The organism is Pseudomonas sp. IPO3749, assembly GCF_013386605.1.
Lineage (GTDB): Bacteria > Pseudomonadota > Gammaproteobacteria > Pseudomonadales > Pseudomonadaceae > Aquipseudomonas > Aquipseudomonas azotoformans_A.
In genome coordinates, this window is sequence record NZ_JACARN010000014.1 from 51,482 (window position 1) to 78,270 (window position 26,789).

Here is a 26,789-nt window from a genome sequence, read left to right on the forward strand (position 1 = left end):
TGGCACGCAGACTGCATGGTCAGTTTGCGCCCCGTCTTGTTTGCTCATGGAGTACTGCCTTTGAATGCGACGACCATCAACAGCCTGTTCTTGATCGGCGCGTTGCTGGTGAGTGCGAGCATTCTGGTGAGTTCTCTTTCGTCCCGCCTGGGTATCCCGATCCTGGTGATCATCCTGGCCGTGGGCATGGTCGCCGGCGTCGATGGCGGCGGCATCATCTTCGATAACTACCCAACCGCCTACCTGGTGGGCAACCTCGCCCTGGCCGTGATCCTGCTCGATGGCGGTTTGCGCACACGGGTGGCGAGTTTCCGCGTGGCACTCTGGCCGGCGTTGTCGCTGGCCACGGTGGGGGTGTTGATTACCACCGGCCTCACCGGCATGGCTGCGGCCTGGCTGTTTGACCTCAATATCATCCAAGGCTTGTTGATTGGCGCGATTGTCGGCTCCACGGACGCAGCGGCAGTATTCTCGCTGCTCGGCGGCAAGGGCCTCAACGAACGGGTCACTGCCAGCCTGGAAATCGAATCCGGCAGCAACGACCCCATGGCGGTGTTCCTCACCGTCACCTTGATCGACATGCTGGCCAGCGGCCAGACCGGCCTGCACTGGAGTCTGCTGACTCACCTGGTGCGCGAGTTCGGCATCGGCGGCGTGGTCGGCCTGGGCGGTGGCTGGCTGATGCTGCAAATGGTCAACCGCATCAACCTGGCCACCGGCCTGTACCCGATCCTGGTGATCGCCGGCGGCCTGTTCGTCTTCGCCGTGACCAACGCCCTGCACGGCAGCGGCTTCCTCGCCGTGTACTTGTGCGGCCTGGTGATCGGTAACCGCCCGGTGCGCAGCCGTCATGGCATTTTGCACATGCTCGACGGCATGGCCTGGCTGGCGCAGATCGGCATGTTCCTGGTACTGGGCCTGCTAGTCACGCCACATGACTTGCTGCCCATCGCGTTGCCGGCCCTGGGCCTGGCGCTGTGGATGATCCTGTTTGCACGGCCGTTGTCGGTGATGGTCGGCCTGCTGCCGTTCAAGGCGTTCCACGGTCGTGAGAAAGCCTTTATCGCCTGGGTCGGCCTACGCGGCGCGGTGCCGATCATTCTGGCGGTGTTCCCGCTGATGGCCGGGCTGCCCCACGCGCAGCTGTACTTCAACCTGGCGTTCTTTATCGTGCTGGTGTCGCTGCTGGTGCAGGGCACGAGCCTGCCGTGGGTGGCCAAGCTGCTCAAAGTCACCGTACCGCCGGACCCGGCGCCGATTTCCCGTGCTGCCCTGGAAGTGCACGTCACCAGCGAGTGGGAGCTGTTCGTCTATCGCCTGGGCGCGGAAAAATGGTGCATCGGCGCCGCCCTGCGTGAGCTGAAAATGCCTGAAGGTACGCGAATCGCTGCGCTGTTCCGTGGCCAGCAGCTGCTCCATCCGTCGGGTAGTACCGTACTGGAAGTCGACGATTTGCTCTGTGTGATCGGTCACGAACACAACCTGCCGGCCCTGGGCAAACTGTTCAGCCAGGCCCCGCAACGCGGTCTGGACCTGCGTTTCTTCGGCGACTTCGTGCTGGAAGGCGACGCCCAGCTGGGCGCGGTTTCCGCGCTGTACGGCCTGAAGCTGGAGGGCATCGACCCGGACATGCCGCTGAGCAGTTTCATCACCCAGAAAGTCGGCGGCGCGCCCATCGTCGGCGACCAGGTGGAGTGGAACAACACCATCTGGACCGTCGCGGTCATGGACGGGAACAAGATCGGCAAAGTGGGCGTCAGATTCCCCGAAGGAAGTCGCCCGGGCCCCGGACTCTTCCTCTAAACTGCGGGGCGACGACGCCCCGATTCTTCACCTTGCAAGACCGGTCTCTATGCCTACCCTGTGCACGTTCCTCGCCACCGCCCTGCTGGGCTTGACCCTTTGTGTCGGCACCGTTCACGCGGCCGACCCGCCCAGCGCCGACGCCATCCAGCAAACCCTGGACAAGCTGCCCGACCGCAAGCTGCCCGACGCCGACATGAAGGCCCTGCAGACCATCCTGCAGCAGACCCTGACCTACCTGGGCAACCAGCAGGATTACGAGCAGCGCCTGGTCGACCTCAAGCGCCAGCTGGAAGACGCGCCGCGCCAGACCGCCGACAACCAGCGCGAGCTGACCCGGCTCAAGGCCACCAAAATCATCCCGGTCGCCCAGCGCTACGCCACCCTGCCGGTGCCGCAACTGGAGCAACTGCTGGTGCAGCGCACCACCCAACAAGGCGACCTGCAAAAAGAACTGGCCGACGCCAACAGCCTGTCCATCGCCGCCCAGACCCGCCCCGAACGCGCCCAGACCGAAATCAGCAGCAGCCAGACGCGCATCCTGCAGATCAATTCAATCCTCAAGGCCGGCAAAGACAACGGCAAGGCTCTCAGCGGCGACCAGCGCAACCAACTCAATGCCGAGCTCGCCGCCCTCAACGCACTGATCCCGCTGCGCCGCCAGGAACTGGCCGGCAACAGCCAACTGCAAGACCTGGGCAACAGCCAGCACGACCTGGTAATGGAAAAAACCGCGCGCCTGGAACAAGAGATCCAGGACCTGCAAACCCTGATCAACCAGAAACGCCTGGCCCAATCCCAACAAACGGTGACCCAGCAGTCCATCGAAGCGCAAAAAGCCGGCGGCAGCAGCCTGCTCGCCACCGAGAGCGCGGCCAACCTGAAGCTGTCCGACTACCTGCTCAAAAGCACCGACCGCCTCAATGACCTGACCCAGAAGAACCTGAAAACCAAGCAACAACTCGACACGGTGACCCAGAGCGATTCGGCCCTGGACGAGCAGATCAACGTGCTCAAGGGCAGCCTGTTGCTGTCCAAGATTCTCTATAAACAGAAACAAGCCTTGCCACGCCTGACCGTGGACCGCGACTTGGCGGACGACATTGCCAACATTCGCCTGTACCAGTTCGAGGTGAACCAGCAGCGCGAACTGATCAGTTCGCCCAGCGCCTATGTGGATAACTTGCTGGCGAACCAAGCGCCGGAAGACGTCACCCCGCAACTGCGCCGCACCCTGCTGGAATTGGCGATCACCCGCAGCGACCTGCTGGAGCGCCTGAGTCGTGAGTTGAGCGCGCTGCTCAATGAATCCATCACCCTGCAACTGAACCAGAAACAACTGCTCAGCACCGCCACCACCCTGCGCGCGACGCTGGATGAGCAGATGTTCTGGATCCCCAGCAACAAGCCGCTGGACACCGAATGGCTGGAAACCGTGCCGGCGCACCTGAGCAAGCAAGTCGCCACCCTGCCCTGGGCCTCCAGCGTCAGCGAGCTGTATGACGGCCTGACCCAGCGCCCGCTGCTGTTCCTCCCGCTGCTGCTGTTGATTGGCGCGCTGCTATGGCGCCGTAAAAACCTATACCAGCGCCTGAACAAGGTGCATCTGGATATTGGCCACTTCAAGCGCGACAGCCAGTGGCACACGCCCCAGGCCATCCTGATCAATATCCTGCTGGCGATGCCGGTGTCCCTCGGCCTGGCGCTGTGCGGCTACGCGCTGCAGATCGACGCCCGTGGGCAAAACGCCAACCTTGGCTCGGCCCTGCTGCAGATCGCCCAGGCCTGGCTGGTGTTCTACACCGCTTATCGCATCCTGGCGCCGGGCGGCGTGGCCGAGTTGCACTTTCGCTGGGAAAAACCCCAGGTCGAATTCCTGCAAGGCTGGGTGCGCAAACTCGGGCTGGTGGTACTGGCGCTGGTGGCCGTGGTGGCCATTGCCGAGCACCAACCGGCGGCGCTGGCCGACGACGTGCTGGGCATTGGTGTGGTACTCACCTGCTACGCGCTGATGGCCTGGCTGCTCGGCCGCCTGTTGCTCAACAGCCCGACCCATGAAAAAGCCTCGCTGTTCCGCAAGGCTGTGGGCCTGTTGTTTACCGCGCTACCGGTCGCGTTGTTTATCGCCGTGTGCTTTGGCTACTACTACACCGCGCTCAAGCTCAGTGACCGACTGATCAACACCCTGTACCTGCTGATGTTCTGGCTGGTGATCGAAGCCACCTTCGTTCGCGGCCTGGGCGTTGCCGCCCGGCGCCTGGCCTATGCGCGTGCCCTGGCCAAACGCCAGGCCGCCAAGGAAGCCGGCGACGGTGAAGCGGTGATCGAAGAACCGACCCTGGACATCGAACAGGTCAACGAACAGTCCATGCGCCTGATCCGCCTGGCCTTGCTCGGCGGCTTTATCGCGGCGCTGTACTGGGTGTGGTCGGACCTGATCTCGGTGTTTTCGTACCTGGATAACGTCACGTTGTACGAATACACCAGCGGCACCGGCGCCAATATCAGCATGGTGCCGATCAGCATCGGTGACCTGCTCGGCGCGTTGATCATCATCGGCATCACTTTCGCCCTGGCGCGCAACCTGCCCGGTCTGCTCGAAGTGCTGGTGCTGTCCAAGCTGGACCTGGCCCAGGGCAGTGCCTACGCGACCACCACGCTGCTGTCGTATGTGATTGCCGGCGTCGGCTTCGTCTCCACCTTGTCCACCCTCGGCGTGAGCTGGGACAAGTTGCAATGGCTGGTGGCGGCGCTGTCGGTGGGCTTGGGCTTTGGTATGCAGGAGATCTTCGCCAACTTCATCTCCGGCATCATGATCCTGTTCGAACGCCCGGTGCGCATCGGCGACACCATCACCATCGGCAACCTGTCGGGCACGGTGAGCAAGATCCGCATCCGCGCCACCACGATCACCGACTTCGATCGCAAGGACATCATTGTCCCGAACAAAACCTTCATCACCGGGCAACTGATCAACTGGTCGCTGACCGACACCATCACCCGCGTCACCCTCAAACTGGGCGTGGACTACGGCTCAGACCTGGACTTGGTGAAGGAATTGTTACTCAAGGCCGCCAGGGAAAACCCGCGGGTCCTGAAAGAACCAGAACCGCACGTGTACTTCCTCAATTTCGGTGAAAGCACCCTCGACCACGAACTGCGCATGCACGTGCGCGACCTGGGTGACCGCAACCCGGTGCTGGACGAGGTCAACCGCTACATCAACCGCGAATTCAAGAAGCAGCACATCAACATCTCGTTCCGGCAGATGGAGGTGTACCTGAAGAACATGCACGGCCAGGAATACAAACTGGTGCCGGTCGAAGATGACCGCAAGACCCTCGTCGGACCTGCGACAGAGCAAGATGCCCCCGAGCCGCCACCCGGCAAAGTCGACGACGCGCCTGAACCGCCGCCGAGCAAACTCGACTAACCGCGCTATCCCCAGCAGAATGCTCGGACATTCTGCTGGAGATGGCCGGTGAAAGCCCTCGACGAACTGACCTTCGACAACCGCTTCGCACGCCTGGGCGACGCGTTCTCGACCCACGTACTGCCTGAGCCCCTCGACGCGCCGCGCCTGGTCGTGGTGAGCGAGGCCGCCCTGGCCCTGCTCGACCTTGACCCCGCCGTGGCCGAAACACCGGTATTTGCCGAGCTGTTTGGCGGGCACAAATTGTGGGCCGAAGCGGAGCCCCGGGCGATGGTCTATTCCGGGCATCAGTTCGGCGGCTACACCCCGCAATTGGGTGACGGCCGTGGGCTGTTACTGGGCGAGGTGTACAACGCGGCCGGCGAACACTGGGACCTGCACCTCAAGGGCGCGGGCATGACGCCTTATTCACGCATGGGCGATGGTCGCGCGGTGTTACGCTCGTCGATCCGCGAGTTCCTGGCCTCCGAAGCGCTGCACGCGCTGGGCATCCCCAGCAGCCGCGCGCTGTGCGTGATCGGCTCCGACACACCCGTGTGGCGCGAGAAGCAGGAACGCGGCGCGATGGTATTGCGCATGGCACACAGCCATATCCGCTTCGGGCATTTCGAATACTTCTACTACACCAAAAAGCCCGAACAGCAGGCACTGTTGGCCGAACACGTATTGAACCTGCACTACCCCGAGTGCCGCGAACAGCCCGAGCCGTACCTGGCGATGTTCCGCGAAATCGTAGAGCGCAATGCCGAGCTGATCGCCAAATGGCAGGCTTATGGCTTCTGCCACGGCGTGATGAACACCGATAATATGTCGATCCTCGGCATCACCTTCGACTTCGGGCCGTTTGCGTTTCTGGATGACTTTGACGCGCACTTCATCTGCAACCACTCGGATCACGAAGGGCGCTATTCCTTCAGCAATCAGGTGCCGATCGGACAGTGGAACTTGAGTGCATTGGCGCAAGCACTGACGCCGTTTATCAGCGTCGACGCCTTGAAAGAAGCGCTTGGGCTGTACCTGCCGCTGTATCAAGCGAACTACCTGGACCTGATGCGCCGCCGCCTGGGACTCACCACCGCCGAAGACGATGACCAGCAGCTGGTCGAGCGTTTATTGAAGCTGATGCAAAACAGCGGCGTGGATTACACCCTGTTTTTCCGCCGCCTGGGGGATGAGTCGGCGGCGTTGGCCGTGGCGCGGTTGCGCGATGACTTTGTCGATCTGGCCGGGTTTGATGCCTGGGCAGAGCAGTACAAGGCGCGTGTTGCACGGGATGGGGACTACAGCGAGGAACAGCGCCGTGCGCGGATGCACGCGGTGAACCCGCTGTACATCTTGCGCAACTATCTTGCGCAAAACGCCATCGCGGCCGCTGAATCCGGGGATTACAGCGAGGTGCGACGGCTGCATGAGGTGCTTTCCAAGCCGTTTGAGGAGCAAGCAGGGATGGAGCAATACGCACAGCGTCCGCCGGATTGGGGGAAGCATTTAGAGATTAGTTGTTCGTCGTAGGAGGCCTATCCAGAAGATCGCCCACCGCCTTGATCGTGATCAGATGAACATATCCACAGGGACCTTGAAGAACTCCGCCAGCCAACGAATCTGCCGAACGTTCAGCTGGCGTTTTCCACTCAGGATTTCTGAAACAACCGACTGAGCGCCGACCCCAGGCAGGTCACTTTGCGTCAAGCCATGCTCCTGCATCATTGAGCGCAATACATCGACACCGCTCGCCTCAGGTATTGGCCAATGCTCTAAGTCGTAGGCCTCAACCCAGTCACCGATGATATCGACCAGCCCCATCAGCGGATGGGTTTCATCGTCCCCCACGATATCCAGCAATTCGTCGAGCGCCTCGACCAACACATCGTAATCAGCCTCGGTTTTCGGCTTACGCAACAAGGGTGATACGAACTGCCAATGCTCGGCGACTTGCTCGATCAATACACTCATTTTTCCCATGACTCCTTCCATTTACCCTTGTCGTATTCACGATGGTCCAAAATATGCCGGATATAGAGGCGCTGCATTCGATAGCGCACGATGGCAACAAGGCGGAGCTTGTTGCCTCCGATATTGAACACATGCAGTGCCCCAACTTTATCCACAGCAGGGAAAACGGCTCTCAACGTCGCAAAATCTTCAGGGCTGATGACTTTGACCTTTCGATGCCACTCATCCAGAGCACTGGCTGAGTGAGGCCATTTTTCCTTGGCATTTCGTATTTGCTTCGCACTGATCACTCGCATGCAACATCCCTATCGCATCTTGCTATGAAGGTTATACCCGAACACTGACTATCGCAATTTGCTATAGAGCCGATCGGACCGGTGGCGCTTTGTCGAGCACGCTTTCACAGCCTAGATAGGCGCGCGCAATCGACGCGCAAAAATCTGTGAGCATATGCAACTCCGCTTCAGAACTTGATAACACCTGCGCCCGACTCCACATTGAGCTTCACTGACTGCTTTCGTTGGAGCTCCACCATGTCCGAACCTCTCGTCATCCCCTGCCCCCACTGCAACGGCCTCAACCGCATCCCCGGCGAACGCCTGGGCGATGCGCCCAAATGCGGGCGCTGCAAGCAGCCGGTTTTACTGAACAAACCGTTTGAGCTGAAGCAAGGCGACTACGCCAGCCAGGTCAAAGGCGATTTGCCGTTGCTGGTGGATGTGTGGGCCGACTGGTGTGGGCCGTGTAAATCGTTTGCACCGGTGTTCGAACAGGCGGCTGGGCAGTTGGCGGGTAAGTGCCGGTTGGCCAAGCTGGACAGCGAAGCCAATCAGCAGTTGTCGGCGCAGTTGGGGATTCGCTCGATTCCCAGCTTGATTCTGTTCAAGAACGGCCGCGAAGTGGCGCGCCAGAGTGGGGCGTTTCCGTTGCCCCAGTTGATGAGCTGGTTGCGCAGTCAGGGGGTGTGAGCCACCGGGGCTTCACGGTCCATCATCTGGCCGACCAGCAGCACGCCCAGTTCGCTCAATTGGTGGATCGCCAGTGCCACGTCGCGGTGTTCGCCGGTGAGGTCGTTGGACAGGTTGAGCAACAGGGTGCGGACGGAGGAGAAGGTTTCGTAGCTGTTGAGGACGAGGGTTTCGGTGGGGAGGTTGGGTGCCACATTGAAAAGATTAATAGACATGCATTTGTTCTCTGATAGGGCTGCCACCTTTTCGCTACTAAACGAAGGGCGGCAGCTGTACGCAGGTTAGTAGACCGGAGAACAAAGCAAAGACCGGCGCACCCGAAAGTGCCCTGCGCACAGCCACCATAAGATAGGCGATAAAACGCCATGCTTTTAGGGCGGTGTAAATGCTTTGGTCGGTTGGGCTACTAAACCCGATCACTGAACATTCAGTGACCGAAGAACCTTAAGAGACATCCCTCCAGACGCACAAGCCAGCGGATTCTGGAGTACCTGTAGGCAACGTTACAAGGCTTAACCCCTATAGCCAGACCCTTCCTACACCCCCTGTAAGAAGGATCGACATCAATCACGCGTTTTCCAGCAGGTTATGCAACTCCACAAACTGCTGCGTCAGCTTATGCCGTGGGTCCAGGTGGATCAGCGGCTTGCTCTCCTGGTGCGACTCACGCATGCGCACGGAGCTGGCCAGGTACACCGGCAATACCGGCAAGCCTTCTGCAATCAACTCATCAAGCATTTGCTGTGGCAAGGTCGCGCGGGCCTGGAACTGGTTGACCACGATGCCTTCCACTTCGAGGCCTTCGTTGTGGTCTTCCTTCAGCTCTTCGATTTCCGCCAGCAGGCCATAAAGGGCCTGGCGCGAGAAGCTGTCGCAATCGAAGGGTATCAGCACGCGATCAGCGGCAATCAGCGCCGAAACCGCATAAAAATTCAGGGCTGGCGGTGTATCCAGGTAGATCCGGTCGTAATCCTCGCTCAGATCATCCAGCAGCTTTCGCAGCTTGTTGATCTTGTGCTTGGCCTCAAGCTTGGGCTGCAGGTCGGCCAATTCCGGGGTTGCGGTGATGACGTGCAGGTTGTCGAACGGGGTTTCGTAGATATCCACCTTGTTCTTCTTGGAAAACGGCCCGGAAGACAGGGTTTGCTTGAAAAAATCCGCGATACCCATGGGGATATCGTCGCCGGTCAGCCCCGTGAGGTACTGGGTTGAGTTGGCTTGTGCATCGAGGTCCACCAACAGGGTTCGATAACCTTCGCTGGCGCTGACTGCCGCCAGGTTGCAGGCAATGCTGGACTTGCCAACCCCGCCTTTCTGATTGAACACCACACGCCGCATGGAAAAACCTCCGTGTATCAATGAATGTCCGAGTGTAGAGGGCAAAAGCGCCTGTTAGCTACCTCGTTCATCCATGCACTGCTGCATCACGGGCGATGGGCGACTTGTCTGTCATACGCAACCGACAGATTAAAAAGAACGGTCCGACAATCCAATCAGGCCCCTGGTAAAGGACAATCTGTAAATCCTTTCCACTATTTTGTAATCAACCGTGCACAAATCTTTACCAAAGTTTGCTAGAACCCCACGGCACCGGGATAATGCGCGCCATTCGACTATTGTTCCCTGTCCCGGTATTCGGGGCCAAAAGTCGCACATGGAAGCCCGCAGGGGCGGGATAACTTCTCAGTGATCAACTTCAACATCGCCCAATGGCGCGCCTGGGCCCCAGGGCTCGATAGCGTGGACGACTGGCGCGCCTGGTGCCAGGCCCCGGTGTTGCTGCCCGCCAGCGATGCCAGCCCTGATGTGTCGTTCCTGCCGGCCATGCAGCGCCGCCGCCTGAGCCGCCTGGCGCGCATGGCGTTCAGCGTGGGCTGGCCACTGGCCGAGGGTTTGCAGGACCTGCCGCTGGTGTTTGTCTCCCGGCATGGCGAGACCCCGCGCACCCTCGACATCCTCAGTGACCTGGCCAACGACCAGCCGCTGTCGCCGACCCAGTTCAGCCTGTCGGTGCACAACGCGGTGATTGGCCTGTGGTCGATCCTGCGCAATGAAACCAGCGAAATGACCGCCCTCGCCGCCGCGGGCGATGGTCTGGAACACGGCATGCTCGAAGCCGCCGCCCTGCTCAACGAAGGTGCCCCGGCCGTATTGCTGGTGATCACCGAAGAACAGCCGCCCGAGGCGTACGCCAGCTGGATTGTCGACGTGCCCTTCCCCTACGCCCTTGGCCTGCTGCTGACGCCGGGCGACGAGTGGCAGCTGGAACTGAACAGCGGCACTGTCCAACCCACTCAAACCCAGTGGCCCCACGCCCTGAACCTGCTGCGCACCCTGCTCACCGAACAGGTCGCCTGCCAACATGCCTGGAAGAACCGTGTATGGAACTGGCAACGCAAGCCCTGAACGAAAAACCACGGGACGCCTACTACTGGCGCCTGTTCGCTACCGCCGCCAGCTTCGCGCTGTTCGGCTTCGGCGGCCTGTGCCTGCGTTTGCTGGTGTTTCCGTTGCTCAGTTGCCTGCCAGGGGACGCTGCCAAACACCGCAACCGCGCCCGCCACACGATCAGTTGGCTGTTCTGGTTCTTCATTCGCCTGATGCAGCGCGCCGGCGTGCTCACCTACAGCGTCGAAGGCGCGGAAAACCTCGGCCGCCCAGGCCAGATGATCATCGCCAACCACCCGTCGTTGATCGACGTGGTGTTCCTGATCGGCCTGGTGCGCCAGGCCAATTGCGTGGTCAAGCAAAGCCTGTGGCAGAACCCCTTCACCCGTGGGCCGGTGCGCGACGCGGGCTATATCAGCAACGACGGCAGCGCCGAAATGCTTGATGCGGCGGCGGATGCCCTGCGCGGCGGCCAGACCCTGATCATCTTTCCCGAAGGCACCCGCACCACACCCGGCGCGGCGCCTGCCTTTCATCGCGGCGGCGCCGCCATTGCACTGCGCGGTGCGACAATCATCACCCCCGTGGTGATCAAGGTCAGCCCCACTACGCTGACCAAGGCCGAACCCTGGTATCGCATCCCAAAATGCCGCGTGCACTTCAGTTTGCGGGTGGGTGCCGATATAGAACCACAGGCGTTCGCATCAAAGGGGCCCGCGCCCCAAGCCTCACGCAAGCTCAACGATTACCTGCACCACTATTTTACTAAGGAGCTCGCCGAAGATGAGCGACCAACACCGCCTTGAGCACGACATAAAGACGCTGATCATCGAGGCCCTGGGCCTGGAAGACATCAGCGTCGACGACATCGGCAGCGAGCAGACCCTGTTCGGCGAAGGCCTCGGCCTGGATTCGGTAGACGCCCTGGAATTGGGCCTGGCGATCCAGAAAAAGTACGGTATCAAGATCGATGCCGACGCCAAGGACACCCGCAATCACTTCACCAACGTGGCCAGCCTTGCGGCGTTCGTCACGGCCAGACAGGCAGCTTGAGACCGGACCATGCAAACTCGTGACGATATTTTCAACACCTTGCGCGACGCCTTGGTGGAACTGTTTGAACTGCCGCCGGAACGCGTCACCCTTGACGCCAACCTGTACCAGGACCTGGAAATCGACAGCATCGATGCCGTCGACTTGATCGACCATATCAAGCGCCAGACCGGCAAGAAGATCGCCGCCGAAGAATTCAAGGCCGTGCGCACCGTCAACGACGTGGTTGAGGCGGTGTACCGTCTGGTCACGCCTGCCGCATGAGCCGGCTGATCGGCCTTGGCCTGTTGTTGGCGGGGCTGCTGTACCCCTTTGCGGTGTATTACGGCACCGAACACTTCGCACCGTGGCAATTCGGCCTGCTGCTCGGCAGTTTGTGGCTGCTGCGCGCGCTGACCGGTGCGCGACGCCCCGGCAGCCGCTGGATGGCAGTGGCGGTGATCGTGTTCTGCCTGCTGCTGGCCTGGTTCGACAACCCCCGCTTGCTGCGCTGGTACCCGAGCCTGGTCAGCGGGTTCATGCTGGCGTTGTTCGGCTTGAGCCTCAAATACGGCCCGCCGATGGTCGAGCGCCTGGCGCGCATGACCGACCCGGTGCTGCCCCCGCATGCCATTGTGTATACCCGCCAGGTCACCGTGGTGTGGAGCGTGTTTTTTCTGTGTAATGGCCTGCTCGCCGCCGCCCTCACCCTGTGGGCGCCGCTGAGCTGGTGGACGTTGTACAACGGCCTGATCGCCTACGGGCTGATGGGGCTGTTGTTTGCCGTGGAATGGCTGGTACGACAAAGGGTTCGAGGCCGCGTATGAATGGGTTGAAACTTGAGCACTTGCTGCTTGAGCCGCTGGAACAGCGTCCGGTCACCACCGAACCTGCAATGAATCATGCTCAATTATGGGAGCATTCCCTGAGCCTGGCCGCAGGCCTGCAAGCACGCGGTATCCAGCGCCTGGCCGTATACCTGGAAGACGCCGGCCTGCTGGCGATTGCCCTGCTGGGCGCCTGGCGCGCCGGGGTCAGCGTATTGCTGCCCGCCGACCTGCAACCTCAGACCCGCCAACGCTGGGACGAGGCCGTCGATGCCTGGCTGACCGAAGCGGCAGACCTGGACGCGCTGTACCAGGCGCCACTGACCGCTGCCGCACTTGATCTGGACGCTTGCCACCTGAGCCTTTGCACCTCCGGTTCCAGCGGCGAGCCCAAGCGCATCGACAAGACCCTGCGCCAACTGGCCAACGAGGTCGAAGCCCTGGAAACCCTGTGGGGACCGGACCTCAAGGACGCCTGCATCATCGGCAGCGTCGCCACCCAGCATATCTACGGCTTGCTGTTCCGCGTGCTGTGGCCGCTGTGCGCCGGCCGTACCTTCGTGCGCAAGCAACTGGCCTTCCCTGAAGACTTGCAGCGCGCCAGCCGCGAGCAGGCCCGGTTCGCCTGGGTCGCCAGCCCGGCGTTGCTCAAGCGCATGGGCGACAACCTCGACTGGCCGGCGCTGAGCCAGGTGTCACGGGTGTTTTCCTCTGGCGGCGCATTGCCGGTGGAAGCCGCTGGCAGCCTGTACGACCGTTTGCAACAGTGGCCCACAGAAATCCTCGGCAGCTCGGAAACCGGCGGTATCGCCTGGCGCCAGGGTGCGCAGCCGTGGCAGCCGTTTGCCGACGTGCACCTGAGCCAGGACGCCGACGGCGCCCTGCGCATCGCTTCACCGTATCTGCCTGAAGGGCACGTCGAACAAACCGCCGACGCTGCGCGCATCCATGCCGATGGCCGTTTCGAGTTGCTCGGGCGCCTGGATCGCATCGTCAAGCTGGAAGAAAAACGCATCTCCCTGCCCATGCTCGAACACGCATTGATGACCCACCCGTGGGTCGCGGAAACGCGCCTGGGTGTGGTGCAGGAAAACCGCGCGTCCCTTGGCGCCCTGGTGGTGTTGAGTGCCGAAGGCCTGCACGCCTTGCGCAATCAGGGGCGGCGCACGCTCACCCAAACCCTGCGCCAACACTTGAGCCAACATTGCGAAGCCCTGGCGCTGCCGCGGCGCTGGCGCTTGCTGAGACAGTTGCCGCTGAACAGCCAAGGCAAACTGCCCCAGGCGCAGGTCGAGGCGCTGTTGTTGGCACCACGACCGAAAGCCCCGGAAGTACTGGAGCAGGTCGAAGCCGATGGCGAATGGACCTTGCAACTGAGCGTCCCGCCAGACCTGGCCTATTTCAGCGGGCACTTTCCGGTCACCCCAGTATTGCCGGGCGTGGTGCAGGTGGAATGGGCGTTCAACCTGGGCCAGCAACTGCTCGATTTACCGGCAACGTTTGCCGGGATGGAAGTGCTCAAGTTCCAGCAATTGGTCCGCCCCGGCGATGCAATAGAGCTGCATCTGCGCTTCGACCGGGAGCGCGGCAAGTTGTACTTCGCCTACCGCAACGGCGTCGCGGCCTGCTCCAGCGGCCGGATTTTGTTGGAGATGCCAAGTGAGTAGATTTCTGTGGCGAGGGAGCTTGCTCCCGCTGGAGTGCGAAGCGCTCCCAACCCAGGCACCTCATTTTTCCTGGACGTTCTCGGTCGCCTGGATTGGGGCTGCTGCGCAGCCCAGCGGGAGCAAGCTCCCTCGCCACAGGGGGCCATCTCATGCATAACCCCTGCGCCCTGATCCCGGTCTACAACCACGAAGCCGCCGTACCCGCCGTGGTCCGGAGTCTGTTGAACAGTGGCCTGCCCTGCCTGCTGGTGGACGATGGCAGCAGCCCGGCCTGCGCCGCCGTGCTGGCGCAACTGGCCACCTTGGAAAACGTCATGCTGCTGACCCTGCCCACCAACCAGGGCAAGGGCGGTGCCGTGATGGCCGGTTTCCGCGAGGCCGCACGCCTGGGCTTCAGCCACGCCCTGCAAGTCGACGCCGACGGCCAGCACGATCTGCGCGAGGTCGAGACCTTCCTCGACACCTCGCGCCGACATCCCGACGCCATTATCTGCGGCTACCCCGAATACGACGACAGCGTGCCCAAAGGCCGCCTGTACGCGCGCTACCTGACCCACGTGTGGGTATGGATCAACACCTTGTCGCTGCAAATCCGCGACTCGATGTGCGGCTTTCGCGTGTACCCGCTGGCGCCAGTGCTGGCGCTGATGGACTCGGCCTACATCGGCACACGCATGGATTTCGACTCCGACATCCTGGTGCGCCTGGCCTGGCGGAACCAGCCGATGCGTTGGTTGCCGACCCAGGTGCACTACCCGGCCGACGGCCTGTCACACTTCCGGTTGTTCCGCGACAACGTACGCATCTCGGCCATGCACACCCGGTTGTTCTTCGGCATGTTGGTACGCGCGCCGATGATCCTGTGGCGACGGTGGCAGGCATGAGCGACAGCGGCAAACACTGGGCCGACCGCGAGGAACGCGGCAGCTATTGGCTGATGAAACTCACCGCCTTCGCCGCCAAGGTCCTTGGCCGCCGTCTGCTGAGCCCGGTGCTGTACGGCATCGTGTTGTACTTCTTCCTGTTTGGCCGCACCGCGCGCCGCAGCGCCTGGCAATACCAGCAGCGCCTGGCCGACTGGAGCGGGCGCGACGAGCTGCGCCCCAGCCACTGGAAAGTCTTCGGCCAGTTCATGGCGTTTGCCGACTCGCTGCTCGACAAACTCGACGTGTGGAACGGCAAGCTGCGCCTGGAGCAGATCGAGATCAACGACCCGGCGCAATTGCGCGGGCAACTACGCGGCGAGCGCGGGCAGATGCTGGTGGGCGCGCACCTGGGCAACCTGGAAGTGTGCCGCGCCCTCGCCGAGATTGGCGAGCAAGTCACCATGAACGTACTGGTGCACACCAAGCACGCCGAGCAATTCAACCGCCTGCTGGGCGAAGCCGGGGCAACCCACTTGCGCCTGATCCAGGTCAGCGAGTTGGACCCGGCCACCATGCTGCTGCTCAGCCAGCGCCTGGACGACGGCGAATGGCTGGCAATCGCCGGCGACCGCGTGCCGCTGCACGGCGGGCGCACGGTGCGCGTGGACTTCCTCGGCCACGACGCCGCCTTCCCCCAAGGCCCATGGCTGCTGGCCGGCCTGCTCAAATGCCCGGTGAACCTGCTGATGTGCCTCAAGCACAACGGCCGCTACCGCCTGAGCATTGAGCCGTTCGCTGAATTGATCGAATGGAAACGCAACACCCGCGAGCAGGTCATAGCCCTGTGGACCGCGCGCTACGCCGCACGCCTGGGCCAGTTCTGCCTGGAAGCGCCCCAACAATGGTTCAACTTTTACCCTTTCTGGAAGACCGATGACGACGCATCTTGAGCCGGTAACCTTTGGCGAACGCGCTTTGCGCATCGAAGACGTGCTGGCCCTGGCCAACCGTCAGGCGCAGACCCAATTGCAGAGCGACGCCGCGTATCGCCAGCGCATTGCCAAGGGCGCGCAGTTCCTCGATTCGCTGCTGGACAAGGAAGGCGTGATCTACGGCGTGACCACCGGCTACGGCGACTCCTGCGTGGTGGCCGTGCCGTTGCAGCACGTCGAAGCATTGCCGCGTCATCTGTACACCTTCCACGGTTGTGGCTTGGGCAAGTTGCTCGACGCCCAGGCCACCCGCGCGGTGCTGGCGGCGCGATTGCAGTCGCTGTGCCACGGCGTGTCCGGCGTGCGCGTGGAGTTGCTGGAGCGTCTGCAGGCGTTCCTCGAACACGACGTGCTGCCGCTGATCCCGGAAGAAGGCTCGGTGGGCGCCAGCGGTGACCTGACCCCGCTGTCCTACGTGGCCGCGACCCTGTCCGGGGAACGCGAAGTGATGTTCCGTGGCGAACGTCGCCAGGCGGCCGACGTGCACCGCGAGCTGGGCTGGGAACCGCTGGTGCTGCGCCCCAAGGAAGCCCTGGCCTTGATGAACGGCACCGCCGTGATGACCGGCCTGGCCTGCCTGGCCTTCGCCCGCGCCGACTACCTGCTGCAACTGGCCACGCGCATCACCGCGCTGAACGTGGTGGCGCTGCAAGGCAACCCGGAACACTTCGACGAGCGCCTGTTCGCCGCCAAGCCGCACCCTGGGCAAATGCAAGTCGCCGCCTGGCTGCGCAAGGACCTGGCGATCGACGCGCCGACCGCGCCGTTGCATCGCCTGCAGGACCGTTACTCGCTGCGCTGCGCGCCCCACGTACTCGGCGTGTTGGCCGACAGCCTGAACTGGCTGCGCTCGTTCATCGAGATCGAGCTGAACAGCGCCAACGACAACCCGATCATCGACGCTGAAGAAGAGCGCGTGCTGCACGGTGGGCATTTCTACGGCGGGCACATTGCCTTCGCCATGGACAGCCTCAAGACCCTCGTGGCCAACGTCGCTGACCTGCTCGACCGCCAGCTCGCGTTGCTGGTGGACGTGCGCTACAACCACGGCCTGCCGAGCAATCTGTCCGGCGCGCCAGCCGACCGCGCCATGATCAACCACGGCTTCAAGGCCGTGCAGATCGGCACCAGCGCCTGGACCGCCGAAGCCTTGAAAAATACGATGCCGGCCAGCGTGTTCTCGCGCTCCACCGAGTGCCACAACCAGGACAAAGTGAGCATGGGCACCATCGCCGCCCGCGATGCGATCCGTGTGTTGGAGCTGACCGAACAGGTCGCCGCCGCCACGCTGCTCGCCGCCAACCAAGGCGTGTGGCTGCGCGCCCAGGCCGAAGATGCACGCCCATTGCCGCCCGCGCTGGCCGCGATGCACGAAGAACTGGCCAAGGACTTCCCTCCCGTCATTGAAGACCGCGCCCTTGAAGGCGAACTGCGCCTGTGCCTGCAACGCATTGCCGAGCAACACTGGAGGCTGCATGCGTAGCCAGGGCGTGCTGCATTGCGACACTGAAATCCTCGTGCCGTTTTTTGACGTCGACACCATGAATGTGGTGTGGCACGGGCATTACGTGAAGTACCTGGAAGTGGCGCGCTGCGCGTTGCTGGACAAGATCGGCCACAACTACACGGCAATGCTCGACTCCGGCTACGCCTGGCCGGTGATCGACATGCAGCTGCGCTACGTGCGCGGCGCAGTGTTCGGCCAGACCCTCAACGTGCGCGCCAGCCTGGTGGAGTGGGAGAACCGTTTGAAGGTCAACTACCTGATCACCGACCGAGACAGTGGCGAACGGCTGACCCGTGCCAGCACCGTGCAGGTGGCGGTGGAAATCGCCGGTCACGAGATGCAGTTGGCCTCGCCCAAAGTATTCACCGACGCCGTCGAAAAGGCCCTGTCATGAAATGGATCACCTTTCTGGGGGCGCTGCTGCTGTCGCTGCAAGCCCACGCCTTCGATCTGCAACAGCTCAGCGAGCAGTTGGCCAAACACAGCGTGATCCACGGCAGCTTCACCCAGGAAAAACACCTGCGCGCCCTGCCCCAGCCCTTGGTCAGCAAAGGCACCTTCGTCCTCGCCAAGGACCACGGCCTGCTGTGGCTGCTGAAAACCCCATTGCAACAGGACTACCGCATCAGCGCCCAGGGCATTGCCCGCCGTGACGCCAATGGCTGGCAACTGCTGCCGAACAAGAGCGCCGGCGCCGAGCAGAATCGCCTGTTCCTCGCCGTGCTCCAGGGCGACAGCAGCGGCTTGCAGCGTGACTTCGACTTGCAGCTGCAAGGCGAGGCGAAGCAATGGAAGCTCACGCTGATCCCGCGTTCACTGTTGCTCAAGCAGGTTTTCACCCAGATCAACATCGACGGTGGCGACTTGGTGCAGACCATCGAACTGCTGGAAACCCAAGGCGACAGCACTGTTTTGCGCATGCAGGACAGCACCGCCGGCCAACCCCTGAGCGAAGCGGAGCAACACGACTTTGCCCAGTGAGCGCCTGCTGCCGCGCCTGTTCCTGATCCTGCTGGTGGCCGTACTGGCCCTGGCCGGCTGGCAGTGGCGCCATGGCGCGCCGTTGTCGGCCAACCTGATGGAACTGGTGCCGGGCAACACGCCGGACGCCCTGGAACAGCAAGCCGAACAGCGCATGCAGGAACCGCTGAACCGCGAGATGCTGGTACTGGTAGGCCATGCCGATCGCCAGCAAGCCGTGGCAGTCGCCCAACAATTGGGCGAGCGCTGGCAGGCCAGCGGGCTGTTTGAAAAAGTGCAGTGGAACCTGCAAGCCGACTTGCCGGCACTGCGCGAGCAATTGCTGCGCGGGCGCCTGGCGATGCTCTCGGCCAAGGACCGCGAGCAGTTGATCGAACAGCCTGACGCGTTTATCCAACAGCGCGTGCAAGCGCTGTTCGACCCCTTTACCGGCTTCAGCCTGGTGCCGAGCCAGGACGACTGGCTGGGCCTCACCGGGCGTATCCAGAACAGCCAGCCGCAGCACGGCTCGGTGCAGCTGGATATCGGCAGCGGCGCGTTGATCGCCGATGCCGACGGCAAGAGCTGGGTACTGCTGCGTGCGCGCACCACCGGCAATGCCTTCGACATGAAACTGCCGCTGCAAGTGGCGGATTTGCTCCAGGCCAGTCGCGCGCAGGCCAGCGAACACGGCGCGCAATTACTCGCCGCCAGCGGCTTGCTCTACGCCGCCAATGGTCAGCAGCAAGCCACGCGGGAAATCACCTGGGTCGGCGGCGGCGCAACCGTCGGCATCTTGTTGTTGCTGTTGCTCGCCTTCCGCCGCTGGCGGGTGTTGCTGGCCTTTGTGCCGGTGCTGGTGGGCATGCTGTTTGGCGCGGTGGCCTGCGTGGCGCTGTTCGGCCATATGCACGTGATGACGCTGGTGCTGGGTTCCAGCCTGATTGGCGTGGCGGTGGATTACCCGCTGCATTACCTGTCGAAAAGCTGGAGCATGCAGCCGTGGCGCAGTTGGCCGGCGCTTCGCATCACCTTGCCGGGGTTGAGCCTGAGCCTGGCGACCAGTTGCATCGGCTACCTGGCGCTGGCCTGGACGCCATTCCCGGCATTAACGCAAATCGCCATCTTCTCAGCCGCCGGCCTGGTCGGTGCCTACCTGTCCGCCGTGTGCCTGTTGCCGGCGCTGCTCAAGGGCGTCGAGTTGCGCCCGGCGCAATGGCCGCTGCGCATCGCGCAATGCCTGTGGTTGGTGCGCGAATCGCTGCTCAAGCGCGTGCCGAGCGCGGTCCTGCTGGCGCTGGTGCTGCTGTTTTGCGCCGGTGGCCTGTGGCACTTGAACAGCAAAAACGATATCCGCCAATGGATCGGCGCGCCGCCGCAGTTACTGCAAGAGGCGCAGGCCGTGGCGCGAATCACCGGGTTCCAGCCCACCAGCCAGTTCTTCCTGGTACGGGCGGACAACCAGCAACAGTTGCTGGAGCGTCAGAGCGCGTTGGCGCAGCGCCTCGATCAGTTGGTGAACATGGACAAGCTCCAGGGCTACCTGGCGCTCAATCAATTGGTCAGCCAGCCCGCCGAACAGCAACAACTGCGTGATGCGCTGAACAACCTGGCGCAACACTGGCAGCCGCTACTGGACCTCGGCGTGCCCGCCAGCGCCCTGCAAGCTGAAGTCGCGCACCTGCAAGCGCTGCCCACCCAAGACATCGATGCCGCGCTGGCCGGCCCGATGGCCGAGCCTTGGCGCACGCTGTGGCTCGGCAAAGTCGAGGGCGGCGTGGCGGCCATGGTCAGCCTGCAAGGCCTGAACAACCCCGCCTTGCTGCGCGTACAGGCTTTGGATTTACCGGGCGTGCAACTGGTGGATCGCCTGGGCGACTTGAACCGGGTGTTCGCCGACACACAGATCAGCGCCGCTGAATTGAAGTTGATGTCTTGCGTGCTGATCGTGTTGCTGCTGATCCTGCCGTTCGGTTTCGGCGGGGCCTTGCGCATCGTCGCCTTGCCGCTGCTGGCAGCCCTGTGCAGCCTGGCCAGCCTCGGTTGGCTCGGCCAGCCGCTGACGCTGTTCAGCCTGTTCGGCCTGCTGTTGGTCACGGCCATCAGCGTCGACTACGCGATCCTGATGCGCGAGCAAATCGGCGGTCCTGCGGTCAGTCTCTTGGGAACATTGTTGGCAGCGCTGACGACCTGGTTGTCGTTTGGGCTGCTGGCGGTATCCAGTACACCGGCGGTGAGTAATTTCGGCTTATCGGTCAGCCTGGGCCTGGCATTCAGCTTTATGCTGGCACCCTGGGCCGGGCAACAGAAACACGCCTTATGAATGTGATTATCGCCAATGTGGCAAGGAGCCCTCGTGCCCACAGTTGAAATGGAACGTCGCCAGGTGGTGGTGATCGGTGCCGGACCGTCCGGGGCCATCGCCGCCGCGCTGTTAAAGCGCAAAGGGCATGATGTATTGATCATCGAGCGCCAGCATTTCCCGCGCTTCTCGATTGGCGAAAGCCTGCTGTCCCACTGCATCGACTTCATTGAAGAAGCCGGGATGCTCGACGCTGTGCAGGCCGCGGGGTTCCAGGTGAAAACCGGCGCCGCGTTCGCCTGGGGCGAGCGCTACAGCGCATTTGATTTCAGTGACACCTTCAGCAACGGCAAGCCGACCACCTTCCAGGTGCAGCGCGGCGAGTTCGACAAGTTGCTGGCCGATCAAGCCGCGCTGCAAGGCGTGGAGATCCGCTACGGCGAGACCATCGTCGGCGTGGACTTCCAGGGCGAATCCCGTTACCTGCACGTACGCCGCGAGAACGGCACCGAGTACCACCTCAAGGCCAAGTTTGTGCTCGACGCCAGCGGCTATGGCCGCGTGCTGCCGCGCCTGCTGGACCTGGATCTGCCGTCCGACTTCCCCGTACGCCAGGCGGTGTTCACCCACGTCGAAGACCGCATCGAACATCAAGGCTTTGATCGCAGCAAGATTCTGGTGACCACCCATCCAACCCAGCGTGATATCTGGTTCTGGACCATTCCGTTCAGCAACGGACGTTGCTCGGTGGGCGTGGTCGCGGCCAAGGAGCATTTCGACGGCCGTGATGGCGACCTCGACGCCTGCCTGCGCGGCTTTATCAATGAAACCCCAAGCCTTGCCGGCGTGCTGCAAAACGCCGTATGGGACACCCCGGCGCGCACCCTCGGCGGCTACGCGGCCAACGTCAAAACCCTGCACGGGCCGGGCTTTGCCTTGCTGGGCAATGCGGCAGAATTCCTCGACCCGGTGTTTTCGTCCGGGGTGACCATCGCCATGCGTTCGGCAAGCATGGCGGCCGCTGTGCTGCACCGTCAGCTCAAGGGCGAAACCGTGGACTGGGAAAACGAGTTTGCCGTGCCCTTGAAACGCGGCGTGGACACGTTCCGCTGCTACGTCGAAGGCTGGTACGCCGGGACGTTCCAGGATGTGATCTACCATCCGGACAGCTCGCCGGAGATTCGCCGGATGATCTGCTCGATCCTCGCCGGCTACGCGTGGGATGAGCGCAACCCGTTTGTCAGCGAGCCCAAGCGGCGGTTGCGGATGCTGTCGGAGATTTGTGCGAGTGAGCCGGTATGACTAGCCAGTACCTGAGTAAAAACTACGTCGAAGAAACCAGGTTCGGCTTCTGGTTCCTGCGCAGCCACACCTGGCAGCACCATGTGCTGCGCGTGGCGATCAACGACCTGCGCAGCCTGTTTACCGACCCCTTGCCAGAGGCGCCGGTATTGCTCGACGCTGGTTGTGGCCAGGGCAAGTCGTTCCAGTACTTGCAGCAGGTGTTCGCCCCCGAGCGCCTGATCGGCCTGGACGCCGACCCGCACAGCCTGGAGCTGAGCCGTGAAGAAGCCCAGCGCCAAGGCTTGGCCATCGAGCTGATCGGCAGCGACTGCGCCACCTTGCAAGTGCCGGACGCCAGCGTCGATATCCTGTTCTGCCACCAGACCTTCCACCATCTGGTCGAGCAGCACCGTGCGCTCAAAGAGTTCTACCGCGTGCTCAAGCCGGGCGGATACCTGCTGTTTGCCGAATCCACCGAAGCCTATATCGACACCTGGGTGATTCGCTGGCTGTTCCGCCACCCGATGCATGTGCAGAAAAGCGCCGAAGAGTACCTGGAGATGCTCCGCGAGCAGGGCTTTGAATTTGGCCCGCAGAACGTCTCGTACCCGTACTTGTGGTGGAGCCGTTCCAGCGATTTCGGCCTGCTGGAACGTTGGGGCCTGCGCAAGGCGCCGCAAGTAGGCCAACGCGAGGAAACCCTGGTCAACTGCGTGGCACGCAAACCGCTGACGAGTGCCGCCCCATGATGCGCATGCTGTTGATCGGCTGCCTGTTGCTGCTGAGCGCCTGCGCCAGCCAGGCGCCGCTGCCTGAGAAAACCCCAACCTTGGCCTTGCCGCTGCAATTGCATGTGCAGCGCCTGGCCGACGGGCAGAGCCAGGACTGGCTGTTGGTGATCCAGCGCGAAAGCGGCGGAATTCGCTGGTCGATGATGGACCCGCTGGGCATCCCCCAGGCCCGACAAAAACTGATCGATGGCGAGTGGCAGGCCGACGGCTTGCTGCCGCCCAATCCCCAGGCGCGCGAGCTGTTTGCCGCGTTGCTGTTTGCCCTGACGTCGGCGGACGACGTGCGCGCGCTCTACCCCAGCGCCCAGGCCATGGACCTGACGCGCACCCTGCCGGGGCATTGGCAGATCGTGTATCAATCGTCCGAGGTCTTCAGCGTGAACATGACCGGCCAGCCGTTGAGCTACCGCATCACGCCGCTCGGGGCCGCCCGATGAGCGCCTACCTCAACGCCCTGGGCGTGATCTGCGCCCTCGGCCGAGGCCAGGATGAAGTCAGCCGCAGCCTGTTTGCCGGTGACTGCTCCGGCATGCGCGCCGAAAGCGGCTGGGTGCCGGAACGCGTGTTGCCGGTAGCCGGTGTGCACGGCGAGCTGGCGACCATCCCCGCCGAACTGGGCCAGCAAAGCAGCCGCAATAACCAGTTGCTGCTGGAAGCGGCGTTGCAGATTGAAGGCGATATCCGCCAGGCGATCCACACCTACGGTGCATCACGTGTCGGCGTTGTACTCGGCACCAGCACCTCGGGCATCGACGAAGCCAGTCGCGGCATTGCGCATTTTTTGCGCGAGCACCAGTTCCCCGGCGACTACGACTACCAGCAGCAGGAACTCAGCGCCCCGGCGAATTTCCTCGCCGACTGGCTGCAACTGAGCGGCCCGGCCTATGTGATCTCCACCGCCTGCACCTCCAGCGCCCGCGCCTTGATGAGTGCCCAGCGCCTGCTGGACCTGGGTGTGTGCGATGCGGTGATCTGCGGCGGCGTCGACAGCCTGTGCAAGCTGACCCTCAACGGTTTCAGCTCATTGGAAGCGGTCTCGAACGAGCGCTGCAATCCGTTCTCGGTGAACCGCAACGGCATCAACATCGGCGAAGCGGCCGTGCTGTTCCTGATGAGCAAGGAACCCGCGCCCATCGCCCTGCTGGGCAGCGGTGCCAGTTGCGATGCGCACCATATCTCCGCGCCAGAACCCACCGGCAAAGGCGCGTTGCAATCCATGCGCAAGGCCTTGGCCAGCGCCCGATTGCAGCCTGAGCAGATCGGCTACCTGAACCTGCACGGCACCGCCACCCAACATAACGACGCCATGGAAAGCCTGGCCGTCGCCAGCCTGTTTCCGAACGGCGTGGCCTGCTCATCAACCAAACCCATGAGCGGCCACACCCTCGGTGCAGCCGGTGCGCTGGAAGCGGCGTTCTGTTGGTTGAGCCTGGCTCACAACCGCGTCCCGCCCCACGTGTGGGACGGCCAGGCCGACGCGGCCCTGCCCGCCTTGCAGTGGGCGCAGGCCTCGGAAACCCTGGGAAAGCGCTGCCTGATGAGCAATTCATTTGCCTTCGGCGGCAACAACGTCAGCCTGATTATCGGAGAGGCCCCATGATCGCTTGGCCACTCGCTGAACTGCTGCCCCATGCGGGCGACATGATCCTGATCGACCAGGTGCTGTCGTTCGATGAAGAGCAGATCCACACCCGCGTCAGCGTCAAACCTGGCGGCCTGTTCAACCGCGCGGACGGCAGCCTGCCGGCCTGGGTCGGCATCGAGTTGATGGCGCAAAGCGTCGCCGCCTACGCCGGTTGCCGCGCGCGCCAGAAAGGCGAAGCGGTGGAACTGGGCTTCCTGCTCGGCACACGTAAGTTCGAGTGCAACGTGGAGTACTTCCCGGCCGGCGCCGAGCTGGCGATCCACAGCCTGCGCTCCCTGGAAGACGACAACGGCATGGGTGTGTTCGAATGCCACCTGACCGGCGACGGGATCCAGGCCAGCGCCCGCTTGAACGTATTTCGACCGCCCCAGGCGGCCAACTATTTAGATGAATCGAAGGACGTAACGCCATGACTGAATCCGTACTGGTCACCGGCTCCAGCCGTGGCATCGGCCGCGCCATCGCCCTGCGCCTGGCCCAGGCCGGGCATGACATCGTGCTGCATTGCCGCAGCGGTCGTAGCGACGCCGATGCAGTGCAGACCGAGGTTGAAGCCCTGGGCCGCAAGGCGCGGGTGCTGCAATTCGATGTGGCGGATCGGGCTGCGTGCAAGGAAATCCTCGACGCTGACGTCGAGCAACACGGCGCTTATTACGGCGTGGTGCTCAATGCCGGCCTGACCCGTGACGGCGCCTTCCCGGCCTTGTCGGAAGACGATTGGGACGTGGTGATGCGCACTAACCTCGACGGTTTCTACAACGTGCTGCACCCGGTGATGATGCCGATGATTCGTCGTCGCGCGGCCGGACGCATCGTGTGCATCACCTCGGTTTCCGGGCTGATCGGCAACCGTGGGCAGGTCAATTACAGCGCCTCCAAAGCCGGTCTGATTGGTGCGGCCAAGGCCCTGGCCATCGAGCTGGGCAAGCGCAAGATCACCGTCAATTGCGTCGCCCCCGGCTTGATCGACACCGCCATGCTGGATGAAAACGTGCCGGTGGAGGAACTGATGAAGATGATCCCGGCACAACGCATGGGCACGCCGGAAGAGGTGGCCGGTGCGGTGAATTTCCTGATGTCGGCCGAAGCCGGTTACATCACGCGCCAGGTCTTGGCCGTGAATGGAGGCCTGTGCTGATGAAACGCGTCGTAGTGACCGGCATGGCCGGCATGACTTCCCTGGGCGGCGATTGGGCGACCATTTCCGCCAACTTCCGCGCCAACCGCAGCGGCATCCGGCGCATGGATGAGTGGGACCGCTTTACCGAACTGAACACGCGCCTGGCCGGACCGATTGACGACTTTGTCGTACCCGCGCACTGGACGCGCAAGCAACTGCGCAGCATGGGCCGGGTCTCGCGCCTGGCAGTGTGGGCGGCCGAGCAGGCGTTGCAGGACGCGGGCTTGCTGGGCGACGAGTCGATCAAGGACGGCCGCATGGGCGTGGCCTGTGGCTCGTCCACCGGCAGCACCGACGAGATCAAGGCGTTCGGCAATATGCTGCTGAACTCGGTGGCCGAGGGGCTGAATGCCAACTCCTATGTGCGCATGATGCCGCACACTACGGCGGCGAATATCAGCATCTTCTTTGGCCTGACCGGGCGGCTGATCCCCACGTCCAGCGCCTGCACCAGCGGCAGCCAGGGCATTGGTTACGCCTATGAAGCGATCAAGTTCGGCCGTCTGCCGCTGATGCTCGCCGGTGGCGCCGAGGAGCTGTGCCCCACCGAAGCCATGGTGTTTGACGCGCTCTACGCCACCAGCCTGAAAAACGACGCGCCGCAGACCAGCCCACGCCCCTACGACAGCGGCCGCGATGGCCTGGTGATCGGCGAAGGCGGCGGCATGCTGGTACTCGAAGAACTGGAACACGCATTGGCCCGTGGTGCGCATATCCACGCCGAGCTGGTCGGTTTTGGCAGCAACGCCGACGGCCAGCACACCACCCGCCCGGAACAGAAAACCATGCGCCGCGCGATGGAACTGGCCCTGGAGGATGCCGGGCTGGAACCCTCCGCAATCGGCTACGTGAACGGGCATGGCACCGCCACCGACCAAGGCGACATCGCTGAAACACTTGCGACCAGCAGCCTGTTCGGCAGCCGCATGCCTATCAGCTCGCAAAAGAGTTTCCTCGGTCACACCTTGGGCGCGTGCGGCGCGCTGGAGTCGTGGTTCAGCATCGAGATGATGAACCGCAACCAGTACGTGCACACCTTCAACCTGGATTCGGTCGACCCGCAATGCGGCGAGCTGGATTACCTGCAAGGTGAGTTCCGCGAGATGCACCACGACTACGTGATGAACAACAACTTTGCCTTTGGCGGCGTCAACACCTCGCTGATCTTCCGCCGCTGGTCCTGACTGTTAA

Annotated in this window: 27 protein-coding genes; 23 read left to right on the forward strand and 4 right to left on the reverse strand. The window is 62.8% G+C overall.

The window, feature by feature from the left end; genetic code table 11:
• Nucleotides 1–60: 60 nt before the first annotated feature.
• The 3 genes from HX812_RS06955 to selO are packed head-to-tail and all read left to right on the forward strand — an operon-like array spanning nt 61 to nt 6,748.
• Entirely contained in the window at nt 61–1,803 is a 1,743-nt protein-coding gene (locus tag HX812_RS06955; protein WP_038846484.1) for a potassium/proton antiporter, read from the forward strand.
• A 49-nt stretch (nt 1,804–1,852) separates the two neighbouring features.
• The gene (mscK, locus tag HX812_RS06960; protein WP_038846481.1) at nt 1,853–5,236 is read left to right on the forward strand and encodes a mechanosensitive channel MscK; all 3,384 of its coding nucleotides are present in this window, start codon (nt 1,853–1,855) and stop codon (nt 5,234–5,236) included.
• 48 nt (nt 5,237–5,284) lie between these two features.
• Nucleotides 5,285–6,748 carry a protein adenylyltransferase SelO gene (gene selO / locus HX812_RS06965; protein WP_038846477.1) on the forward strand — a complete coding sequence of 488 codons (1,464 nt, stop codon included), beginning with the start codon at nt 5,285–5,287 and terminating at the stop codon, nt 6,746–6,748.
• Between the two features lie 39 nt (nt 6,749–6,787).
• Here selO and HX812_RS06970 read toward each other — a convergent pair whose 3' ends face one another.
• Nucleotides 6,788–7,189 carry a type II toxin-antitoxin system HigA family antitoxin gene (locus HX812_RS06970; RefSeq protein ID WP_038846491.1) on the reverse strand — a complete coding sequence of 134 codons (402 nt, stop codon included), beginning with the start codon at nt 7,187–7,189 and terminating at the stop codon, nt 6,788–6,790.
• Entirely contained in the window at nt 7,186–7,485 is a 300-nt protein-coding gene (locus HX812_RS06975) for a type II toxin-antitoxin system HigB family toxin (protein ID WP_033897790.1), read from the reverse strand. Before HX812_RS06975 ends, HX812_RS06970 begins: the two co-directional genes overlap by 4 nt.
• A 237-nt stretch (nt 7,486–7,722) precedes the next feature.
• On the opposite strand from HX812_RS06975, the gene trxC reads away from it, so the two are divergent.
• Nucleotides 7,723–8,157 (forward strand): thioredoxin TrxC, encoded by a 435-nt coding sequence (trxC, locus tag HX812_RS06980; protein WP_033897789.1) that lies wholly within the window; start codon nt 7,723–7,725, stop codon nt 8,155–8,157.
• Here trxC and HX812_RS06985 read toward each other — a convergent pair.
• Together HX812_RS06985 and HX812_RS06990 are read right to left on the reverse strand one after the other, a co-directional pair.
• Nucleotides 8,145–8,372: a DUF6124 family protein gene (locus HX812_RS06985; RefSeq protein ID WP_038846472.1), complete on the reverse strand. Its 228-nt coding sequence runs from the start codon at nt 8,370–8,372 to the stop codon at nt 8,145–8,147. The genes trxC and HX812_RS06985 overlap by 13 nt on opposite strands.
• 352 nt (nt 8,373–8,724) lie before the next feature.
• Complete coding sequence (locus HX812_RS06990) at nt 8,725–9,495, reverse strand: ParA family protein (RefSeq protein ID WP_016979218.1); 771 nt, start codon at nt 9,493–9,495, stop codon at nt 8,725–8,727.
• A 348-nt stretch (nt 9,496–9,843) separates the two neighbouring features.
• On the opposite strand from HX812_RS06990, the gene HX812_RS06995 reads away from it, so the two are divergent.
• From HX812_RS06995 to HX812_RS07085, 19 genes are all read left to right on the forward strand, one after another.
• A complete protein-coding gene (locus HX812_RS06995; RefSeq protein ID WP_038846469.1) occupies nt 9,844–10,563 on the forward strand; it encodes a beta-ketoacyl synthase chain length factor in 720 nt (239 codons plus the stop codon).
• Complete coding sequence (locus HX812_RS07000) at nt 10,539–11,351, forward strand: 1-acyl-sn-glycerol-3-phosphate acyltransferase (protein WP_038846467.1); 813 nt, start codon at nt 10,539–10,541, stop codon at nt 11,349–11,351. The genes HX812_RS06995 and HX812_RS07000 overlap by 25 nt, the downstream gene beginning before the upstream one ends.
• Nucleotides 11,329–11,598 carry a phosphopantetheine-binding protein gene (locus HX812_RS07005; RefSeq protein WP_014716603.1) on the forward strand — a complete coding sequence of 90 codons (270 nt, stop codon included), beginning with the start codon at nt 11,329–11,331 and terminating at the stop codon, nt 11,596–11,598. The genes HX812_RS07000 and HX812_RS07005 overlap by 23 nt, the downstream gene beginning before the upstream one ends.
• A 9-nt stretch (nt 11,599–11,607) precedes the next feature.
• Nucleotides 11,608–11,862: an acyl carrier protein gene (locus HX812_RS07010; RefSeq protein WP_016979215.1), complete on the forward strand. Its 255-nt coding sequence runs from the start codon at nt 11,608–11,610 to the stop codon at nt 11,860–11,862.
• Entirely contained in the window at nt 11,859–12,404 is a 546-nt protein-coding gene (locus tag HX812_RS07015) for a membrane protein (protein WP_038846466.1), read from the forward strand. Before HX812_RS07010 ends, HX812_RS07015 begins: the two co-directional genes overlap by 4 nt.
• On the forward strand, nt 12,401–14,071 hold the full coding sequence (locus tag HX812_RS07020) for an acyl-CoA synthetase family protein (RefSeq protein WP_038846463.1): 1,671 nt from the start codon (nt 12,401–12,403) through the stop codon (nt 14,069–14,071). The genes HX812_RS07015 and HX812_RS07020 overlap by 4 nt, the downstream gene beginning before the upstream one ends.
• Before the next feature lie 149 nt (nt 14,072–14,220).
• On the forward strand, nt 14,221–14,955 hold the full coding sequence (locus HX812_RS07025) for a glycosyltransferase family 2 protein (RefSeq protein ID WP_038846462.1): 735 nt from the start codon (nt 14,221–14,223) through the stop codon (nt 14,953–14,955).
• Nucleotides 14,952–15,887: a glycosyl transferase gene (locus tag HX812_RS07030; RefSeq protein ID WP_016979211.1), complete on the forward strand. Its 936-nt coding sequence runs from the start codon at nt 14,952–14,954 to the stop codon at nt 15,885–15,887. The genes HX812_RS07025 and HX812_RS07030 overlap by 4 nt, the downstream gene beginning before the upstream one ends.
• Nucleotides 15,871–17,412, forward strand: a complete 1,542-nt coding sequence (gene hutH, locus HX812_RS07035; RefSeq protein ID WP_038846459.1) for a histidine ammonia-lyase — start codon at nt 15,871–15,873, stop codon at nt 17,410–17,412. The genes HX812_RS07030 and hutH overlap by 17 nt, the downstream gene beginning before the upstream one ends.
• Nucleotides 17,405–17,830: a thioesterase family protein gene (locus tag HX812_RS07040; RefSeq protein WP_038846456.1), complete on the forward strand. Its 426-nt coding sequence runs from the start codon at nt 17,405–17,407 to the stop codon at nt 17,828–17,830. Before hutH ends, HX812_RS07040 begins: the two co-directional genes overlap by 8 nt.
• On the forward strand, nt 17,827–18,417 hold the full coding sequence (locus tag HX812_RS07045; RefSeq protein WP_038846454.1) for an outer membrane lipoprotein carrier protein LolA: 591 nt from the start codon (nt 17,827–17,829) through the stop codon (nt 18,415–18,417). The genes HX812_RS07040 and HX812_RS07045 overlap by 4 nt, the downstream gene beginning before the upstream one ends.
• Nucleotides 18,407–20,719: an MMPL family transporter gene (locus HX812_RS07050; RefSeq protein ID WP_038846451.1), complete on the forward strand. Its 2,313-nt coding sequence runs from the start codon at nt 18,407–18,409 to the stop codon at nt 20,717–20,719. The genes HX812_RS07045 and HX812_RS07050 overlap by 11 nt, the downstream gene beginning before the upstream one ends.
• A 33-nt stretch (nt 20,720–20,752) precedes the next feature.
• Nucleotides 20,753–22,000 carry an NAD(P)/FAD-dependent oxidoreductase gene (locus tag HX812_RS07055; RefSeq protein ID WP_177128274.1) on the forward strand — a complete coding sequence of 416 codons (1,248 nt, stop codon included), beginning with the start codon at nt 20,753–20,755 and terminating at the stop codon, nt 21,998–22,000.
• Nucleotides 21,997–22,731: a class I SAM-dependent methyltransferase gene (locus tag HX812_RS07060; protein WP_038846446.1), complete on the forward strand. Its 735-nt coding sequence runs from the start codon at nt 21,997–21,999 to the stop codon at nt 22,729–22,731. Before HX812_RS07055 ends, HX812_RS07060 begins: the two co-directional genes overlap by 4 nt.
• Entirely contained in the window at nt 22,728–23,210 is a 483-nt protein-coding gene (locus HX812_RS07065) for a hypothetical protein (RefSeq protein WP_038846445.1), read from the forward strand. The genes HX812_RS07060 and HX812_RS07065 overlap by 4 nt, the downstream gene beginning before the upstream one ends.
• Nucleotides 23,207–24,373 carry a beta-ketoacyl-[acyl-carrier-protein] synthase family protein gene (locus tag HX812_RS07070; protein WP_038846444.1) on the forward strand — a complete coding sequence of 389 codons (1,167 nt, stop codon included), beginning with the start codon at nt 23,207–23,209 and terminating at the stop codon, nt 24,371–24,373. The genes HX812_RS07065 and HX812_RS07070 overlap by 4 nt, the downstream gene beginning before the upstream one ends.
• Nucleotides 24,370–24,831: a hotdog family protein gene (locus HX812_RS07075; RefSeq protein WP_038846442.1), complete on the forward strand. Its 462-nt coding sequence runs from the start codon at nt 24,370–24,372 to the stop codon at nt 24,829–24,831. The genes HX812_RS07070 and HX812_RS07075 overlap by 4 nt, the downstream gene beginning before the upstream one ends.
• Nucleotides 24,828–25,556, forward strand: coding sequence for a 3-oxoacyl-ACP reductase FabG (fabG, locus tag HX812_RS07080; protein WP_038846440.1), 729 nt, complete (start codon nt 24,828–24,830; stop codon nt 25,554–25,556). Before HX812_RS07075 ends, fabG begins: the two co-directional genes overlap by 4 nt.
• Nucleotides 25,556–26,782 (forward strand): beta-ketoacyl-ACP synthase, encoded by a 1,227-nt coding sequence (locus HX812_RS07085; RefSeq protein ID WP_033897771.1) that lies wholly within the window; start codon nt 25,556–25,558, stop codon nt 26,780–26,782. The genes fabG and HX812_RS07085 overlap by 1 nt, the downstream gene beginning before the upstream one ends.
• Nucleotides 26,783–26,789: the final 7 nt, after the last annotated feature.

Bases quoted from the DNA above. Each gene is read 5' to 3' on its own strand.
- HX812_RS07065 (WP_038846445.1), top strand. From the start codon at position 22,728: ATGATGCGCATGCTGTTGATCGGCTGCCTGTTGCTGCTGAGCGCCTGC.
- HX812_RS07025 (WP_038846462.1), top strand. From the start codon at position 14,221: ATGCATAACCCCTGCGCCCTGATCCCGGTCTACAACCACGAAGCCGCC.
- HX812_RS07020 (WP_038846463.1), top strand. From the start codon at position 12,401: ATGAATGGGTTGAAACTTGAGCACTTGCTGCTTGAGCCGCTGGAACAG.
- HX812_RS06985 (WP_038846472.1), bottom strand. From the start codon at position 8,372: ATGTCTATTAATCTTTTCAATGTGGCACCCAACCTCCCCACCGAAACC.
- HX812_RS06990 (WP_016979218.1), bottom strand. From the start codon at position 9,495: ATGCGGCGTGTGGTGTTCAATCAGAAAGGCGGGGTTGGCAAGTCCAGC.
- HX812_RS07015 (WP_038846466.1), top strand. From the start codon at position 11,859: ATGAGCCGGCTGATCGGCCTTGGCCTGTTGTTGGCGGGGCTGCTGTAC.
- HX812_RS07010 (WP_016979215.1), top strand. From the start codon at position 11,608: ATGCAAACTCGTGACGATATTTTCAACACCTTGCGCGACGCCTTGGTG.
- HX812_RS07030 (WP_016979211.1), top strand. From the start codon at position 14,952: ATGAGCGACAGCGGCAAACACTGGGCCGACCGCGAGGAACGCGGCAGC.
- HX812_RS07085 (WP_033897771.1), top strand. From the start codon at position 25,556: ATGAAACGCGTCGTAGTGACCGGCATGGCCGGCATGACTTCCCTGGGC.
- HX812_RS06975 (WP_033897790.1), bottom strand. From the start codon at position 7,485: ATGCGAGTGATCAGTGCGAAGCAAATACGAAATGCCAAGGAAAAATGG.
- fabG (WP_038846440.1), top strand. From the start codon at position 24,828: ATGACTGAATCCGTACTGGTCACCGGCTCCAGCCGTGGCATCGGCCGC.
- HX812_RS07070 (WP_038846444.1), top strand. From the start codon at position 23,207: ATGAGCGCCTACCTCAACGCCCTGGGCGTGATCTGCGCCCTCGGCCGA.
- hutH (WP_038846459.1), top strand. From the start codon at position 15,871: ATGACGACGCATCTTGAGCCGGTAACCTTTGGCGAACGCGCTTTGCGC.
- HX812_RS07045 (WP_038846454.1), top strand. From the start codon at position 17,827: ATGAAATGGATCACCTTTCTGGGGGCGCTGCTGCTGTCGCTGCAAGCC.
- HX812_RS07005 (WP_014716603.1), top strand. From the start codon at position 11,329: ATGAGCGACCAACACCGCCTTGAGCACGACATAAAGACGCTGATCATC.
- HX812_RS06970 (WP_038846491.1), bottom strand. From the start codon at position 7,189: ATGAGTGTATTGATCGAGCAAGTCGCCGAGCATTGGCAGTTCGTATCA.
- HX812_RS07000 (WP_038846467.1), top strand. From the start codon at position 10,539: ATGGAACTGGCAACGCAAGCCCTGAACGAAAAACCACGGGACGCCTAC.
- mscK (WP_038846481.1), top strand. From the start codon at position 1,853: ATGCCTACCCTGTGCACGTTCCTCGCCACCGCCCTGCTGGGCTTGACC.
- HX812_RS07060 (WP_038846446.1), top strand. From the start codon at position 21,997: ATGACTAGCCAGTACCTGAGTAAAAACTACGTCGAAGAAACCAGGTTC.
- HX812_RS07040 (WP_038846456.1), top strand. From the start codon at position 17,405: ATGCGTAGCCAGGGCGTGCTGCATTGCGACACTGAAATCCTCGTGCCG.
- trxC (WP_033897789.1), top strand. From the start codon at position 7,723: ATGTCCGAACCTCTCGTCATCCCCTGCCCCCACTGCAACGGCCTCAAC.
- HX812_RS07075 (WP_038846442.1), top strand. From the start codon at position 24,370: ATGATCGCTTGGCCACTCGCTGAACTGCTGCCCCATGCGGGCGACATG.